This window comes from Limimaricola soesokkakensis (assembly GCF_900172345.1).
GTDB lineage: Bacteria > Pseudomonadota > Alphaproteobacteria > Rhodobacterales > Rhodobacteraceae > Limimaricola > Limimaricola soesokkakensis.
The window spans coordinates 547,868-559,732 of sequence record NZ_FWFY01000001.1 but is presented as its reverse complement, the minus strand read 5'-3'; the positions used below and the strand labels follow the sequence as shown (position 1 = coordinate 559,732).

The window sequence follows — 11,865 nt, the reverse complement described above, 5'->3', positions numbered from 1 at the left end:
TACCGGACGCCCGACATCAGCGGGCTGATCGAAACGGTGATCGGCGCCGACGGGGCCACGAACGCCGCCCTGGCCTTCATCGTCGCGGGCAGCGGCAGCCGGGTGGCGAGCAGCTTCGACAGCGGCGACGCGCCCGAGTTGGTCCTCGTGCTCGACGACGGAAGCGCGCTCACACTGTGAGCCCACGCATGCGCCCCCGGCCGGAAAAGCGGCCGGGGGCGTATGCCATTCCATGTTCCTTGGCGTTGCGGGGCATTGGGAATGGCACTTGAGTGCTCGGCAGTTCGCCCCGCATCACCCATAGGCTTCTGATCCGCTTACTGCTTATGTCGCAAAGTAGTGATTTGAAGGCTTTAGCAGGCGATACGTCGAAACCTCACGAATTTCCAAGCTGTGATAGGTTAGGACACGGCACCTACGAACAGGGTGACTTCCTACCCCGCCGCCTGATCAATTCATCTCATAAGTTGTCGGATGTGATACAGAGAGACTTCAGGCACGACCAAGCCAGTTGACCGGAACTCGAACACTGGCTTGAGCTACCAGTCACTGATCCGCCAGCCATACGTTCGCTGCCATATCCCGCCTCTCGACGACAGTCATGGGCAGTTTGACGCAGCGGGTCTGGGGCTCTCTGGCGAGACGACAGCGCAGCCAAACGCCGGCGCAATCGCGATACTTTCCCGGTAAAAACGACCTGACGAAAGCGGCTGGCCGTCGAGGATCTCCAGCCATCATTCGTCCAATTGCCCCTCCCCGACCTTGCAGGTCAGGGGAGTACGGACCAAGGCACATCCATAGCCCCGATCGGAAGTCTCAGGACCAAGTCCAAGCTACCAAACCGCAATGGGCACGGTCGAGCAACGACCCACAGCCCTCTGCCGCCGCTAAGACATCCACCGTTGTCAGCGATTGGCCCGTGCCAGAAATCCGACCGCGACCAGACCGACAGCTGTGATCATCAAAGCCGCCGGCGCCGCCTCGGCAATGTTCTCGAGGCTGGCCTTGGCATGCACCCGCGTCGCCAGCGTGTCATAGCCGAACGGCCGCAGCAGCAGCGTCGCCGGCAGTTCCTTCATGCAGTCGACGAAGACCAGCAGCAGCGCCGAGCCGACGCTGGCCCGGATCAAGGGGACATGGATGCGCCGCAAGGTGCCCCCGGCGCTCTGGCCGAGCGAACGCGCGGCCATCGGCAGACTGGGCGAAACCCGGCCCAAGGCCGCGTCGGCGGTGCCTTGCGCGATGGCGAAGAAGCGCACGCAATAGGCCAGGACCAGCCCCGCCGCGGTGCCGGTGAAGATCAACCCGGGATCGCGGCCGGTGAGTTCGAGGATCGCGTCGGCCAAGGCGTTGTCGAAGAACGCGAGCGGAATCAGGATGCCGATCCCAAGCACCGCGCCCGGAGCCGCGTAGCCGATCGCCGTCACCGGCAGCAGCAGCACCGGCAGGCGGCGCCCCGAGAGCCGGGTGCCATAGACCATGAAAAGCCCCGCCAGAACGGTCAGGAACGCCGCGGTGCCGCCCGTGGCCAGCGTGTGGAACAGCGCCCGGCTCAGCCCCGGCGCCGCCCATTCGTGGGCGTCGAGCGCGTGGCTCGCCAGCACCGCCACCGGCAGCACGAACCCCGCAAGGAAAGGCAGCAGGCAGGCGATGAATGCCAAGATGCCCTGACCGCCGCTCAGTCGCATCGGTGTCACGGGGCGCGGCTGGCGGGCCGAGCCGAAGAAACGCAGCCGCCTGCGGCTCAGCTTCTCCAAGGTTACCAGAAAGACGATCATCGCCAGCACCAGCGTCGCGATCTGCGCCGCACCACCGAGATTGCCCGCCTGCAACCAGACGGTGAAGATGCCGGTGGTCAGCGTCTGCACCGCGAAATAATCGACCACGCCGAAATCATTGACCGTTTCCATCATCACCACCGCGACGCCCGCCGCGATGGCCGGCCGGATCAGCGGCAGCCCGACCCGGAAGAACCGGCCCCACGGCCCCACGCCCAGCGCGCGGGCCACCTCGAAACCGGCGCCGGACTGTTCGCGCAGCGCCGCGCGGGCGAGCAGGTAGACATAGGGGTAGAGCGCGGCCGAAAGCACGAGAATCGCCGCGCCTCGTGATCGGATCTGCGGAAAGGCATAGTCGCGCGCGTCCTGCCAGCCCATCAGGCCGCGCAGGCCGGTCTGCACCGGACCTGCATATTCGAGGAAATCCACCAGCGCATAGGCGCCGACATAAGCCGGCACCGCGAGCGGCAGCAGCAGCGCCCATTGCAGCCAGGAATGACCTGGAAAGCGATACATCACCACCAGCCATGCCGCTCCCGCCCCCACGGCCGCCGTGATCGCGCCGACCGACAGCATCAGCAGCACCGTGTTGCCCAGATAGCGCGGCAGCGTCGTCGAAAGCAGATGCGGCCAGATGTTGTCTTCGGGATGGAAGGCAAGCCAGACCACCGAAATCACGGGCAAAAGCACCAGCGCCGCGATCGACACCGCCCCGACCGACCATGGATCGAAGCTGCGCCACGCGCCGCCGGGAGCGATTGTCTGACTGGTTTTATCGGACATGGATGCGGCGGTAGCTCATAGCGGTTTCGCTGTCCAGACAACTCATTATATTGGCCGGAACATGGGCGGAGGGGCCGGCGTCGCACCGCCCGGACCGGCCGACGGATTATGACCGCCCCGGCGGAAGAAAACAGCCCCGCAACAGGCGGGAAAGGGACCACGCGCGCATGGAGATCGCCTTTCACATCGGCGCCAACTGCACCGATGACGACCGGCTGCTGAAGTCGGTGACCAAGAACCAGCCGACGCTGGCGGAACGGGGCATCCGTGTGCCGGGACCCGCGCGCTACCGGCGCCTGCTGCGCGAGACGATCCAGCACCTGCGCGGCGCCGAGCCAGAGCCCGGCACGCGCGACGTGCTGGTCGATGCGATCATCGATCACGGCGAAACCACAGAGCGGCTGGTGCTGGGCAACCCGGCTTTCATCTGCACCCCAGCCCGCATCTGCGACGCAGGCTGCTTCCATGAGCTCGCGGGCTTCAAAGCGCGCGCGCTCGCGACGCTGTTTCCCGACGACCGGATCGAGCTGTTCTTGGGCATCCGCAACCCGGCGAGCTTTCTCCCCGCCTGCTGGGAGCAGACGCGCGGCCGAGCCTTCGAGGAATTCATGGCCGATCTCGATCCGCGCACGATTCTCTGGTCGGACGTGCTGGTGCGGCTACGCGAAGCGGCGCCCCGCGCGCAGCTCACGGTCTGGTGCGACGAGGATTCGGCGCTGCTATGGCCCGAGCTGGTCCGGGCCTTGGCCGGGATGGCATCCGACAGCCCGGTCGAGGGAGCGCATGATCTGGTGGACGAGATCATGCGCCCCGAGGGGGCCGCGCGGCTGCGCGCCTATCTCGACAAACACCCGCCGGCCAATGCTGCGCAGCACCGGCGCATCGTCTCGGCCTTTCTCGACAAATATGCCCGCGACGATGCGGTCGAGACGGTGATCGACCTGCCGGGCTGGGATGCCGCGCTCGTGGCGGAGCTGACAGCGATCTACGAAGCCGATCTGAAGCGTATCGCGGCCATGGAGGGGGTGCGCTTCATCTCACCCTGAGATGCGATGGCGCCCCCGTCGGGCTCAGCTCATGCCGAGCGCGGCCTTGTACATGTCGAGCACCGCCTCTTCCTCGGCGATGTCGTCGGCGTCGCGCTTCCTGAGCGCGATCACCTTGCGCATGACCTTAGTATCGTAGCCGCGGCCCTTGGCCTCGGCCATGACTTCCTTGATCTGCTCGGCGATGTCCTTTTTCTCGGCCTCGAGATGCTCGACGCGCTCGATGAACTGGCGCAGCTCCTCGCCTGCCGCGTTGCTCTGCACGTCGATCACGGATGCGTCGCTCATGTGGGTCTCCTGATGGGCCGATGGTCGGGCCTTCTCCCTAGCGCCGGGCCGGGGCGGCATCAAGCGCCCGGTCCAGCCTGCCGCGACGGCGCGCGGGCTTGTGCCGTATCGCCGCTGGCGCTAGTCCGATCTGCGAAAAACAGGGAGTGCTGGCATGGACATCGTCATCTGGATCGGCGCGGCGATCACGCTGGCAGGTTTCGCCGCCATCCTGTGGAGCCTGCTCGCGGTGATGCGACTGCGGCGTCAGGGCCTCGACGACGCGCAGATGCGGGCGCGGCTGGCGCGGGTGGTGCCGCTCAACATCGGGGCGCTGATGTTGTCGATGCTGGGGCTGATGATGGTCGTGGTCGGCATCATCCTGTCTTGATCTCGGCCACCCGGCCGCGTCGCAGCGCCGCATCGAGATCGCCATCCGTATCGACCGACGCGCGCAGCAATGGCGGCACCTCGAACACCGGGTTCGCCCCGGCCCAGTCTTCCATCATGGCCACGAGTTCGGCCATGCCGAAGCTCCGCGCCGCGTGAAACGGCCCGCCTGACAACCGCGACCAGCCGAGGCCATGCACTGCCAGCGCGTCGAGATCGGCGCTGCGCGCCACGCGTCCGGCGGCAAGGAGACGCGCGCCCTGCGCCACAGCCGCGGCGAGCCGCATTTCGCCCTCCAGCCCCTCGCCGCCGCGGCCCAGCGCAGCCAGCAGGCTGCGCCCCTGAGCGGTCGGTGCGGGGGTTCCGCCGTCCCGTTCGAGCAGCGACGGCGAAATCCGCCTTTCGGCAAAGTAGACATGGCGCAGCGCCGCGAATTGCGGGTCCGCCAGCGCGTCCAGATGCGCCGTCCGCTCGAAACGCAGGGCCGAGGCCGCCGGCAGCAGCAGCGCCGCCTCGATGCAATCGACGACGCGCGAGGCGCTGCGCAGCGGCGCGCCGTCGGTGGCGCGGCGGCGGCGCTGCACCGCATCGAGCCACGCCATGCCATCGACCATGAGCTCGCGGCGACCGGCGACCGGCCGGGGCCGGATGCCCGCTGCGGCGAGCTGCGCCGCCAAGGCGCGAGCCGAGGCATCGATGTCCTCCTCCACCACGCCGTCGATCAGCCCCGCCTGCCGCGCCATCTGCGCCGTGATCGGTCGGCCCCGCAGCAGCATATCGAGCGCCGTCTCGGCTCCGCACAGGGCGGCGAGCCTCTGTCCGCCCCCCGCCCCGGGCGGCAGGCCGAGAACGATGTCCGGCAGACCGATCCGGGCCGAGGGCACGGCCAGTCGGTAATGCGCGGCTAGGGCCAGCTCGGCCCCGCCGCCGATGGCGCTGCCCGGCAGCGCCGCCACCACCGGGATCGGCAAGCGTTCGATCCGCGCGCAGATCTCGTGCAAGGCGGGCGTCCCGGAAGCGGCCTCGGCATCGATCTCGCGCAGGTCGAGACCGACCGAGAACACTTCGTTGGCGCTGCCGAGCACCATGCCGCGCGGTGCCTCCGCGGTGTCAAGAGAGGCCTCGATCCCGTCGAGCGCCGCCGCGAGACCGCGCAGCGTATCGGCGCCGAGCGCGTTGCCCGGCGGGAGATCGAGCGTCACCGCCGCGATCTGGTCGGTGATCCGTGTCGTGACCGGCCCGCCACCCATCGCCGCCATCCCTCTCTGCCCAGTTGTGACCATGATCGGCGGCGGATCGCCCATGCGCAAGGCCCCGCGCGGTCGCCGTCCCAAGGAGATGGCCAAGGCGCAACGCCGCTGGACGCGCGCGTGACGGCGCGGTAATCATCCGCCATGGATATACGCCGCATCAGCCCCGACTACGCCGTCAGCCCGCAGATCGAGCCGGAGGACATTCCCGCCATCGCCGAGGCAGGCTTTGCCACGGTGCTTTGCAACCGTCCGGATGAAGAGGTGCCCGCCGAGTTGCAGGCCGAGACGCTGCGCATCGCTGCCGAGGCGGCCGGCCTGCGCTTTGCCACGAACCCGGTGACCCACCAGGGGCTGAACCGCGAGATCATCGACCGGCAGATGCAGGTGCTCGATAGTTCCGACGGCCCGGTGCTGGCCTATTGCGCCTCCGGCACCCGCTCCTCGATCGTCTGGTCCCTGGGCCAAGTCGGACGGCAGGGAACCGACGAGATCATCGCCGCCACGGCCAAGGCCGGATATGACCTCGAGCGGCTGCGCCCGCAGCTCGAAGCCCTGCGCGAAGACGAAGGCGAAGACGACGCCGCACCCGAAGAGTGAGCTCATACCCTCATCCCGGAAGCCGCGGCGGGATCTCCGGCAGGTCTTCCTGAGGCTCCGGCGGGGCAAGGCGCACCGCCCGCAGCCCTGCCCGCTGCCCCAGCCTCACCTTGGCGACCTCACGCCCCCGGGCGTCTTCTAGCCGCACCGCGGACAGGTCCACGCCCGGCAGCATCACGAGGTCGCCCGGGGCGAAACCCTCGGCTTCTCGCGCGGGGACACGCCATCGGTGAAGCACCGCCTCGAGCTCGGCCGGGGCCTGCAAGACCGTTTCTCGCAAAGCCCTCTGCCACCGCTCGGCCCCGGTGTCATCGGCGGCCTTGGCAGGTTCCGACAGCGCCAGCAGGAGACGTCCGAAACGACCGCTTGCCGGACCGATCTCCACCTCGAAACTCAGTCGTCCGTAACGCGCCTCCGGCAGAATCAGCCCCGCCGCCCGGGCATCCGGCAGCCGCTGGCCAGGTCGTACGTCGCGTATCGGCGGCAGACCCGGCATGTCGAGCGCCGCCAGACGGCTCAACAGCCCATGCAGCAATGGCGCCATCATCGCCGCCTCCGTGCCGGTGACGGGACCGGGCGTGACCGCGCTTCCGCGGGGCGCCCCGAGTGTCTGGCTCTCGACCACGGCGCAGCGCAGTTGGGGCTCGATCGCGGCCAAGCCGGTAATCGCCCCCGGTGGCCCCAATCCTACCAGCAGTGCCGACGCATCGAGCCCGGCCACGAGTTGCGCGCGCTCCTCGGACCCGCGCGCCACGCTAAGCGTGACGAGCGGCAGGCCGATGCTGTCCTGCGCCGCGCGCGCCAGCGCCAGCCCCAACGCGCCCTCTGATGCAGGAGGCGGCGCGGCGCCGGTTTCGCCGCCTACCAACCTGCGCAACACGCTCTCCAACATCATTCGGCCATCCCGTCCCACGGCAGCGGCGAAACGAACCGCTGCCAAGCGCAGATCTACACCGCGACCGGTTGATCGATCGCTAATGCCGCAGCGTTTCGCGGCAGCTCGACCCGAAAGGTCGTGCCTTCGGAGCCCGGCAGGTGCCGCACCGCGCCGCCCAGGCGCGTCATGATCTCGCGACAGATCGCCAAGCCAAGCCCGGCGCCACCGGCGCGGCCGGGGTCGCTCAGCCGCGAGAATTTTTCGAAGATCACCCGCCCCTGCTCGGCCGGAATGCCCGAGCCGTTGTCGATGAAATCGACGGCGCCGGGTTCGGGCCGCCAGACGATACGCAGCTCGGGCTCTGCCGCGTCACAGTATTTTCGGGCATTGGCGATCAGGTTGATGAAGACCTGCGCCAGCCGATCCGGGTCGGTCTCTATCTCCACCGCTTCGGCGGCGCGGTCCCGAAGAAGCCGCAGCCCGCCGGGATCGGGCAAGGCGGCGGCCAATGCCCGGTCCAGCACCTCGGCCAACACCACGCGCCGCAGATCGAGCCGCCCCTGCCCCGCCTCCAGCACCGCGAGATCGAGCAGATCATCGAGCAGCCGCGTAAGCCGTCCCGCCTCGTCGCCAATGATCGCCGCGAACCGCGCCTGCTCATCGGGGGCGAGCCCGCCCTCCCGCAGGATCTCGGCAAAGGCACGGATCGAGGTCATCGGCGTGCGCAATTCGTGGCTGACCTGGCTCAGGAAGCCGTCCTTCTGCACCGAGAGCGCTGTGAGGTTCGCATTGGCCTCGCGCAGCGCCATGGCGGTGCGTTCCAGCTCGGCCGACTTCTGTTCGAGGCGACCGGAGTATTCCATGATCTGTGCCGTCTCGTCGGCCACGGCGATCAGCTCCTCGACCGTCACGCTCGCGCCTTCGGTCATCTGGCCGATCATCGCATGGGCCGTCGCCGCGCCGACCGAGCCGGCAAGCTCGCGCTCGAGCGCACGGATAAATTCGGGCGTGACGTCGGGCAAGGCACCGTCGCGCCCCTGCGCCGCAGCGGCGCCCGCGAAGATCGCCTGCGCCTCGGCGGATCCGAGAATGCGTTGCGCCATGACCAGCAGGGTTTCGGCATCCGCGGCACCGCGAGCCCATCCGCCTGGTCCGCCGGAATGGTCGAACACGCCGACGAACTGCGCGCCTTGCAGCCGCTCCACCGGACCCGGAAAGCTCGCCAGCGACACCGCCACGAAGGCCATGCTGTTGAGCACCAGCGACCACAGCGCCGCGTGCAGAACCGGGTCGAGCCCTTCGGCCCCGAACAGTGCCTGCGGCCGCAGCCATGCCAGCCCGAATGGCCCCTGCGTCATTACGGCGGCCGGGATCGCCGTGCCGTCGCCGACGCTGGGCAGGAACATGCTCCAGAGCCAGACCGCGAAGCCGATCACGAGCCCCGCCGCCGCCCCGTTGCGTGTGGCGCCGCGCCAGAACAGCCCGCCGAGCATCGCCGGAAGCACCTGAACAACGCCGACGAATGCCACCAGACCGATCGACGCCAATGCGGCACCGCCGCCCGAGAGCCGGAAATAGAGATAGCCCAGCCCCAGCACGCCGAGGATCGACAGCCTGCGCGAGATCAGCACCATGCCTCGCACATCGCCGGACATCACCGCGCCCTGCGCCCGCGCATGCAGCCAGAGCGGCACGACGATGTGGTTCGACACCATGGTCGCCAAGGCGATGGTCGCCACCATCACCATGGAGGCGGCCGAGGAAAAGCCGCCGAGAAAGGCCCAGGCCGCCAGCCCGTCGCGCCCCTCGGCCAAGGGTAGCGTCAACACGAACATGTCCGGATTGGAGCCGTCGGGCAGACGCTCGAGCCCCATCACGGCGATCGGCACCACGAAAAGGCTCATCAACAGCAGGTAGAGCGGAAAGGCCCAGCTCGCCGTGCCCAAGTGCGATTCATCTGCGTTTTCGACGACCAGCACTTGGAACATGCGCGGCAGGCAGAGCAGCGCCGCCGCCGAGAGCAGGGTGAAGCCGATCCAGCGCCCGCCCGACTGCTCCCAGGCGGCGATTGGCGAGGCATCGATCCGCTCCAGCATCGCCGAAGGGCCGCCGCCCAGATCCCAGACCACGAAGATGCCCACCGCGAGCAAGGCGCCGATCTTGACCACCGCCTCGACCGCGATCGCCATGACGATGCCGTGGTGGCGTTCGTTTGCGTCGAGATTGCGGGTGCCGAAGAGGATGGTGAACAAGGCCAGCCCGATGGCCGACCAAAGTGCCACCGAACCGCCATCCGCCGCCGTGTCGCCGGGTCCGGCGAAGACATCGAGCGACTGTGCGATGGATTGCAACTGCAGCGCGATATAGGGGGTGACACCGACCACCGCGAGCAAGGTGACGATTACGCCCAGCAGCGTCGACTTGCCGAAGCGCGAGGAAATCAGGTCGGCGATTGAGGTGATACGCTGCGCCCGACCGACCCGCACCAGCTTGCGCAGGAGCCACCACCAACCCAGCATCACGAGGCTTGGGCCGAGATAGATGGTCAGGTATTCGAGGCCGGAGCGCGCGGCGTATCCGACCGCCCCGTAGAAGGTCCAGGCGGTGCAGTAGATCGACAGCGACAGCGTGTAGATCCAAGGGCTTCGGAGCCAGCCATCTCGGCCCTGCGCGGCACGGCGTTCGGCGGCAAAGGCGACACCGAACAGGAAGGCCACGTAGAGCAGCGCGATTCCGACCAGCCCGTTGAAGCCGAGCATCTCAGCTCTCCTCGGCGCGGGCGGCACGGCGCAGCGCGCGCGCCAGCAGCACCGCGACCAGCACGCTCAGCGCCCATGTCACGAAGAGATAGACCAGCACCCGCGAGGCCGGCGTATCGCCGCGGGGCCACAGGAGCGGCAGGGCCCAGAGAAAGCCCGCCGCGAGCGGCGCCAGCAGCGCCGCGTCGCGCAGCCTGCGACGGCGATAGGAGGCGCGGGCGAGGAAGATCGGCCGCCGCCCGGGGCGCGTGTCCTCACCCCCCGGCAAGGGCGCGGACCCGGTCGAGAACCTCGGCGTTCGAGAAGGGCTTGGTCATGAAATGCGTAGCGCCGAGGCTGAGCGCCAGTTCGCGGTCGCGGGCCTGACCGCGCGCGGTGAGCATCATCACCGGAATGCCGCGCGTTTCCTCGGCATCGCGCAGCTCCTGCAGGATGTCATAGCCCGAACGTCCCGGCAGCATCGCGTCGAGGATCACGAGATCGGGAGGATGCGCGCGGACCCGCTCCGCGGCGCTGGCGCCGTCGGAATGGGTGTGCACGGTCCAGCCGTCGCGCGACAGGATGAAGCTCACGGCCTCGATGATGTTCGGTTCGTCCTCGATCAGCAGGACACGTCTGGCCATGAACGACCCCTCCCCCGGGCCACGCCTCTCCCCCGGTGCGCGGCCGCGAGGATACTATCGTCACCCGGCGGGGCGGTGTCAAAGCATGCGCGACGGTGTCGGCAGAAGCGACGGCTCGCGACGCGCCGGACAGTTGTCGCGCGGGCACAGGCTACAGCCGGGACCGACGGCGCGGCGCGTGGTCTCCGCAGGAGCGATGTCCGAGGGCAGCATCAGCATAACCGCCACCATACGAGGCGGCGCCGTCCAATCAGGGCCAGCCTCAATCGTCGAGACCGCATAGCACAGGGCGGCCGAGGCCGTCTCACCGGGCATCATCGCCAGCGCGCGCAAGGGCCGGCCAGGCTGCGACAGCGCCTCATATATTGGCCAGAGCGGGCAGGCTACGGCGCCGCGCTGCAAGGTCAGCCCGTCGAGAGCACGGCGCGGCCCCAGCGCGCCGCCAGCGTCGCTGGTGACGAGCCCGGCGCGTGCCGGCCCGGCCCCCGGCGGCAGCGCGGCGAGGCGGCGCAACAGTCGCGGCAAGGCGCAGCCCAGACGCGACGCGAGCGCCAGCGGCTCCGGCGTTTCGCGCCAGCCCCGCGCCACGGTCTCGACCGGCAGCGCGGCCGCATCGGCGCGGTAGGTCCTCAGCCAGACGGTGAGGATATCCTGCGCCGCCTCGTCCAGTCCGGACACGCCCTTCGCCACCTCTTCCGGGCTCATCGCGGGGTCAGGGCCCTCGAGCGCCGGGACGTGATGCCCGAGCCGGTCGAGCGCCGCTTCGACCTGGTCGAGCGGCGAGAGCGCCGCGGCGCCTGCCCCGTCACCCTCACCCGGCGCCTCCAGATAGCCGGCCAATCTGCGGCTGCTTTCGGCCAGTCGCAGGCTCTCGGCATGGATGTTGCGGTGGAACCGCGCCTGCCAGTCGCGGTCGAGAGCCTCGTTCCCCGCGAGGATCGAGGCGGTCGAGCGGATCGCCGTGGCGGCAGTGATGACCTGATGCAGCGAGGCCGAAAGCTCAGGATCATGCGCCAGCCGGTCGCTCAGCCCCGCGACCTGCGCCTTGAGCGTTTCGATCATCTCGGCTTGCGTCTCGACCAGGGCCGCCCAGTCCGGAAAGCGGCTCGCGAAAGCCTCGGCGTCCGACGTCGGACGCCCGCGCGCCAAGGCTGCCGCGCTAAGCCGCTCGACACGCGCGCCCCCCGCGCCTTCAGCGATCTGCGCGGGTTCGAGATCGAGCGCCCGGGCCAAGGCATTGAGAAGCCGCCCCCCGATCCGCCGCCGATCATGCTCGATAAGATTGAGGTATGAAGGCGAAATCCCGACCTGCCGCGCGAGTTCGGCCTGCGCCATCCCGGCATCGAGCCGCCGGGCCCGGATCCGACCGCCTGCCAGCATGCGGCGCGAGGATGGTTCAGCCATAACAAAGGCCTAGCCCGATCAAGGGCTTGCTGCGTTCGCGAGAAAATGAATTTACAGCTTTTTGCACTTTCATGTCGATCAATTTACA

At 68.8% G+C, this 11,865-nt stretch carries 12 protein-coding genes; 4 read left to right on the top strand and 8 right to left on the bottom strand.

The window, feature by feature from the left end:
* A partial coding sequence (locus LOS8367_RS18970; protein ID WP_165761370.1) for a hypothetical protein occupies positions 1-180 on the top strand: 180 nt, incomplete at its 5' end.
* A gap of 725 nt (positions 181-905) precedes the next feature.
* On the opposite strand, the gene LOS8367_RS02625 is transcribed toward LOS8367_RS18970, so the two are convergent.
* Complete coding sequence (locus tag LOS8367_RS02625; RefSeq protein WP_085894876.1) at positions 906-2,561, bottom strand: ABC transporter permease; 1,656 nt, start codon at positions 2,559-2,561, stop codon at positions 906-908.
* Between the two features lie 167 nt (positions 2,562-2,728).
* On the opposite strand from LOS8367_RS02625, the gene LOS8367_RS02620 reads away from it, so the two are divergent.
* Positions 2,729-3,607: a hypothetical protein gene (locus LOS8367_RS02620; protein WP_085894875.1), complete on the top strand. Its 879-nt coding sequence runs from the start codon at positions 2,729-2,731 to the stop codon at positions 3,605-3,607.
* A gap of 24 nt (positions 3,608-3,631) precedes the next feature.
* On the opposite strand, the gene LOS8367_RS02615 is transcribed toward LOS8367_RS02620, so the two are convergent.
* Positions 3,632-3,895 carry a DUF2312 domain-containing protein gene (locus LOS8367_RS02615; RefSeq protein ID WP_085894874.1) on the bottom strand — a complete coding sequence of 88 codons (264 nt, stop codon included), beginning with the start codon at positions 3,893-3,895 and terminating at the stop codon, positions 3,632-3,634.
* Between the two features lie 154 nt (positions 3,896-4,049).
* On the opposite strand from LOS8367_RS02615, the gene LOS8367_RS02610 reads away from it, so the two are divergent.
* On the top strand, positions 4,050-4,265 hold the full coding sequence (locus tag LOS8367_RS02610) for a hypothetical protein (RefSeq protein WP_085894873.1): 216 nt from the start codon (positions 4,050-4,052) through the stop codon (positions 4,263-4,265).
* Here LOS8367_RS02610 and LOS8367_RS02605 read toward each other — a convergent pair.
* Complete coding sequence (locus LOS8367_RS02605) at positions 4,252-5,568, bottom strand: enoyl-CoA hydratase/isomerase family protein (RefSeq protein WP_085894872.1); 1,317 nt, start codon at positions 5,566-5,568, stop codon at positions 4,252-4,254. The two genes, LOS8367_RS02610 and LOS8367_RS02605, sit on opposite strands and share 14 nt — an antisense overlap.
* Positions 5,569-5,658: 90 nt before the next feature.
* On the opposite strand from LOS8367_RS02605, the gene LOS8367_RS02600 reads away from it, so the two are divergent.
* Entirely contained in the window at positions 5,659-6,114 is a 456-nt protein-coding gene (locus tag LOS8367_RS02600) for a protein tyrosine phosphatase family protein (RefSeq protein WP_085894871.1), read from the top strand.
* Positions 6,115-6,124: 10 nt separating this feature from the next.
* On the opposite strand, the gene LOS8367_RS02595 is transcribed toward LOS8367_RS02600, so the two are convergent.
* The 5 genes from LOS8367_RS02595 to LOS8367_RS02575 form a co-directional block, all read right to left on the bottom strand.
* Entirely contained in the window at positions 6,125-7,009 is an 885-nt protein-coding gene (locus LOS8367_RS02595) for a flagellar motor switch protein FliM (protein ID WP_085894870.1), read from the bottom strand.
* Between the two features lie 53 nt (positions 7,010-7,062).
* Positions 7,063-9,750 carry a sensor histidine kinase gene (locus tag LOS8367_RS02590; RefSeq protein ID WP_085894869.1) on the bottom strand — a complete coding sequence of 896 codons (2,688 nt, stop codon included), beginning with the start codon at positions 9,748-9,750 and terminating at the stop codon, positions 7,063-7,065.
* A gap of 1 nt (position 9,751) precedes the next feature.
* A complete protein-coding gene (locus LOS8367_RS02585) occupies positions 9,752-10,018 on the bottom strand; it encodes a hypothetical protein (protein WP_085894868.1) in 267 nt (88 codons plus the stop codon).
* Positions 10,005-10,373, bottom strand: coding sequence for a response regulator transcription factor (locus LOS8367_RS02580; RefSeq protein WP_085894867.1), 369 nt, complete (start codon positions 10,371-10,373; stop codon positions 10,005-10,007). The genes LOS8367_RS02585 and LOS8367_RS02580 overlap by 14 nt, the downstream gene beginning before the upstream one ends.
* A gap of 78 nt (positions 10,374-10,451) precedes the next feature.
* On the bottom strand, positions 10,452-11,777 hold the full coding sequence (locus LOS8367_RS02575; protein ID WP_085894866.1) for an XRE family transcriptional regulator: 1,326 nt from the start codon (positions 11,775-11,777) through the stop codon (positions 10,452-10,454).
* Positions 11,778-11,865: the final 88 nt, after the last annotated feature.

Excerpts from the sequence above, each read along its gene's own strand:
- LOS8367_RS02615 (WP_085894874.1), bottom strand. The coding sequence starts at position 3,895 with ATGAGCGACGCATCCGTGATCGACGTGCAGAGCAACGCGGCAGGCGAG.
- LOS8367_RS02595 (WP_085894870.1), bottom strand. The coding sequence starts at position 7,009 with ATGATGTTGGAGAGCGTGTTGCGCAGGTTGGTAGGCGGCGAAACCGGC.
- LOS8367_RS02625 (WP_085894876.1), bottom strand. The coding sequence starts at position 2,561 with ATGTCCGATAAAACCAGTCAGACAATCGCTCCCGGCGGCGCGTGGCGC.
- LOS8367_RS02620 (WP_085894875.1), top strand. The coding sequence starts at position 2,729 with ATGGAGATCGCCTTTCACATCGGCGCCAACTGCACCGATGACGACCGG.
- LOS8367_RS02590 (WP_085894869.1), bottom strand. The coding sequence starts at position 9,750 with ATGCTCGGCTTCAACGGGCTGGTCGGAATCGCGCTGCTCTACGTGGCC.
- LOS8367_RS02605 (WP_085894872.1), bottom strand. The coding sequence starts at position 5,568 with ATGGGCGATCCGCCGCCGATCATGGTCACAACTGGGCAGAGAGGGATG.
- LOS8367_RS02580 (WP_085894867.1), bottom strand. The coding sequence starts at position 10,373 with ATGGCCAGACGTGTCCTGCTGATCGAGGACGAACCGAACATCATCGAG.
- LOS8367_RS02600 (WP_085894871.1), top strand. The coding sequence starts at position 5,659 with ATGGATATACGCCGCATCAGCCCCGACTACGCCGTCAGCCCGCAGATC.
- LOS8367_RS02610 (WP_085894873.1), top strand. The coding sequence starts at position 4,050 with ATGGACATCGTCATCTGGATCGGCGCGGCGATCACGCTGGCAGGTTTC.
- LOS8367_RS02575 (WP_085894866.1), bottom strand. The coding sequence starts at position 11,777 with ATGGCTGAACCATCCTCGCGCCGCATGCTGGCAGGCGGTCGGATCCGG.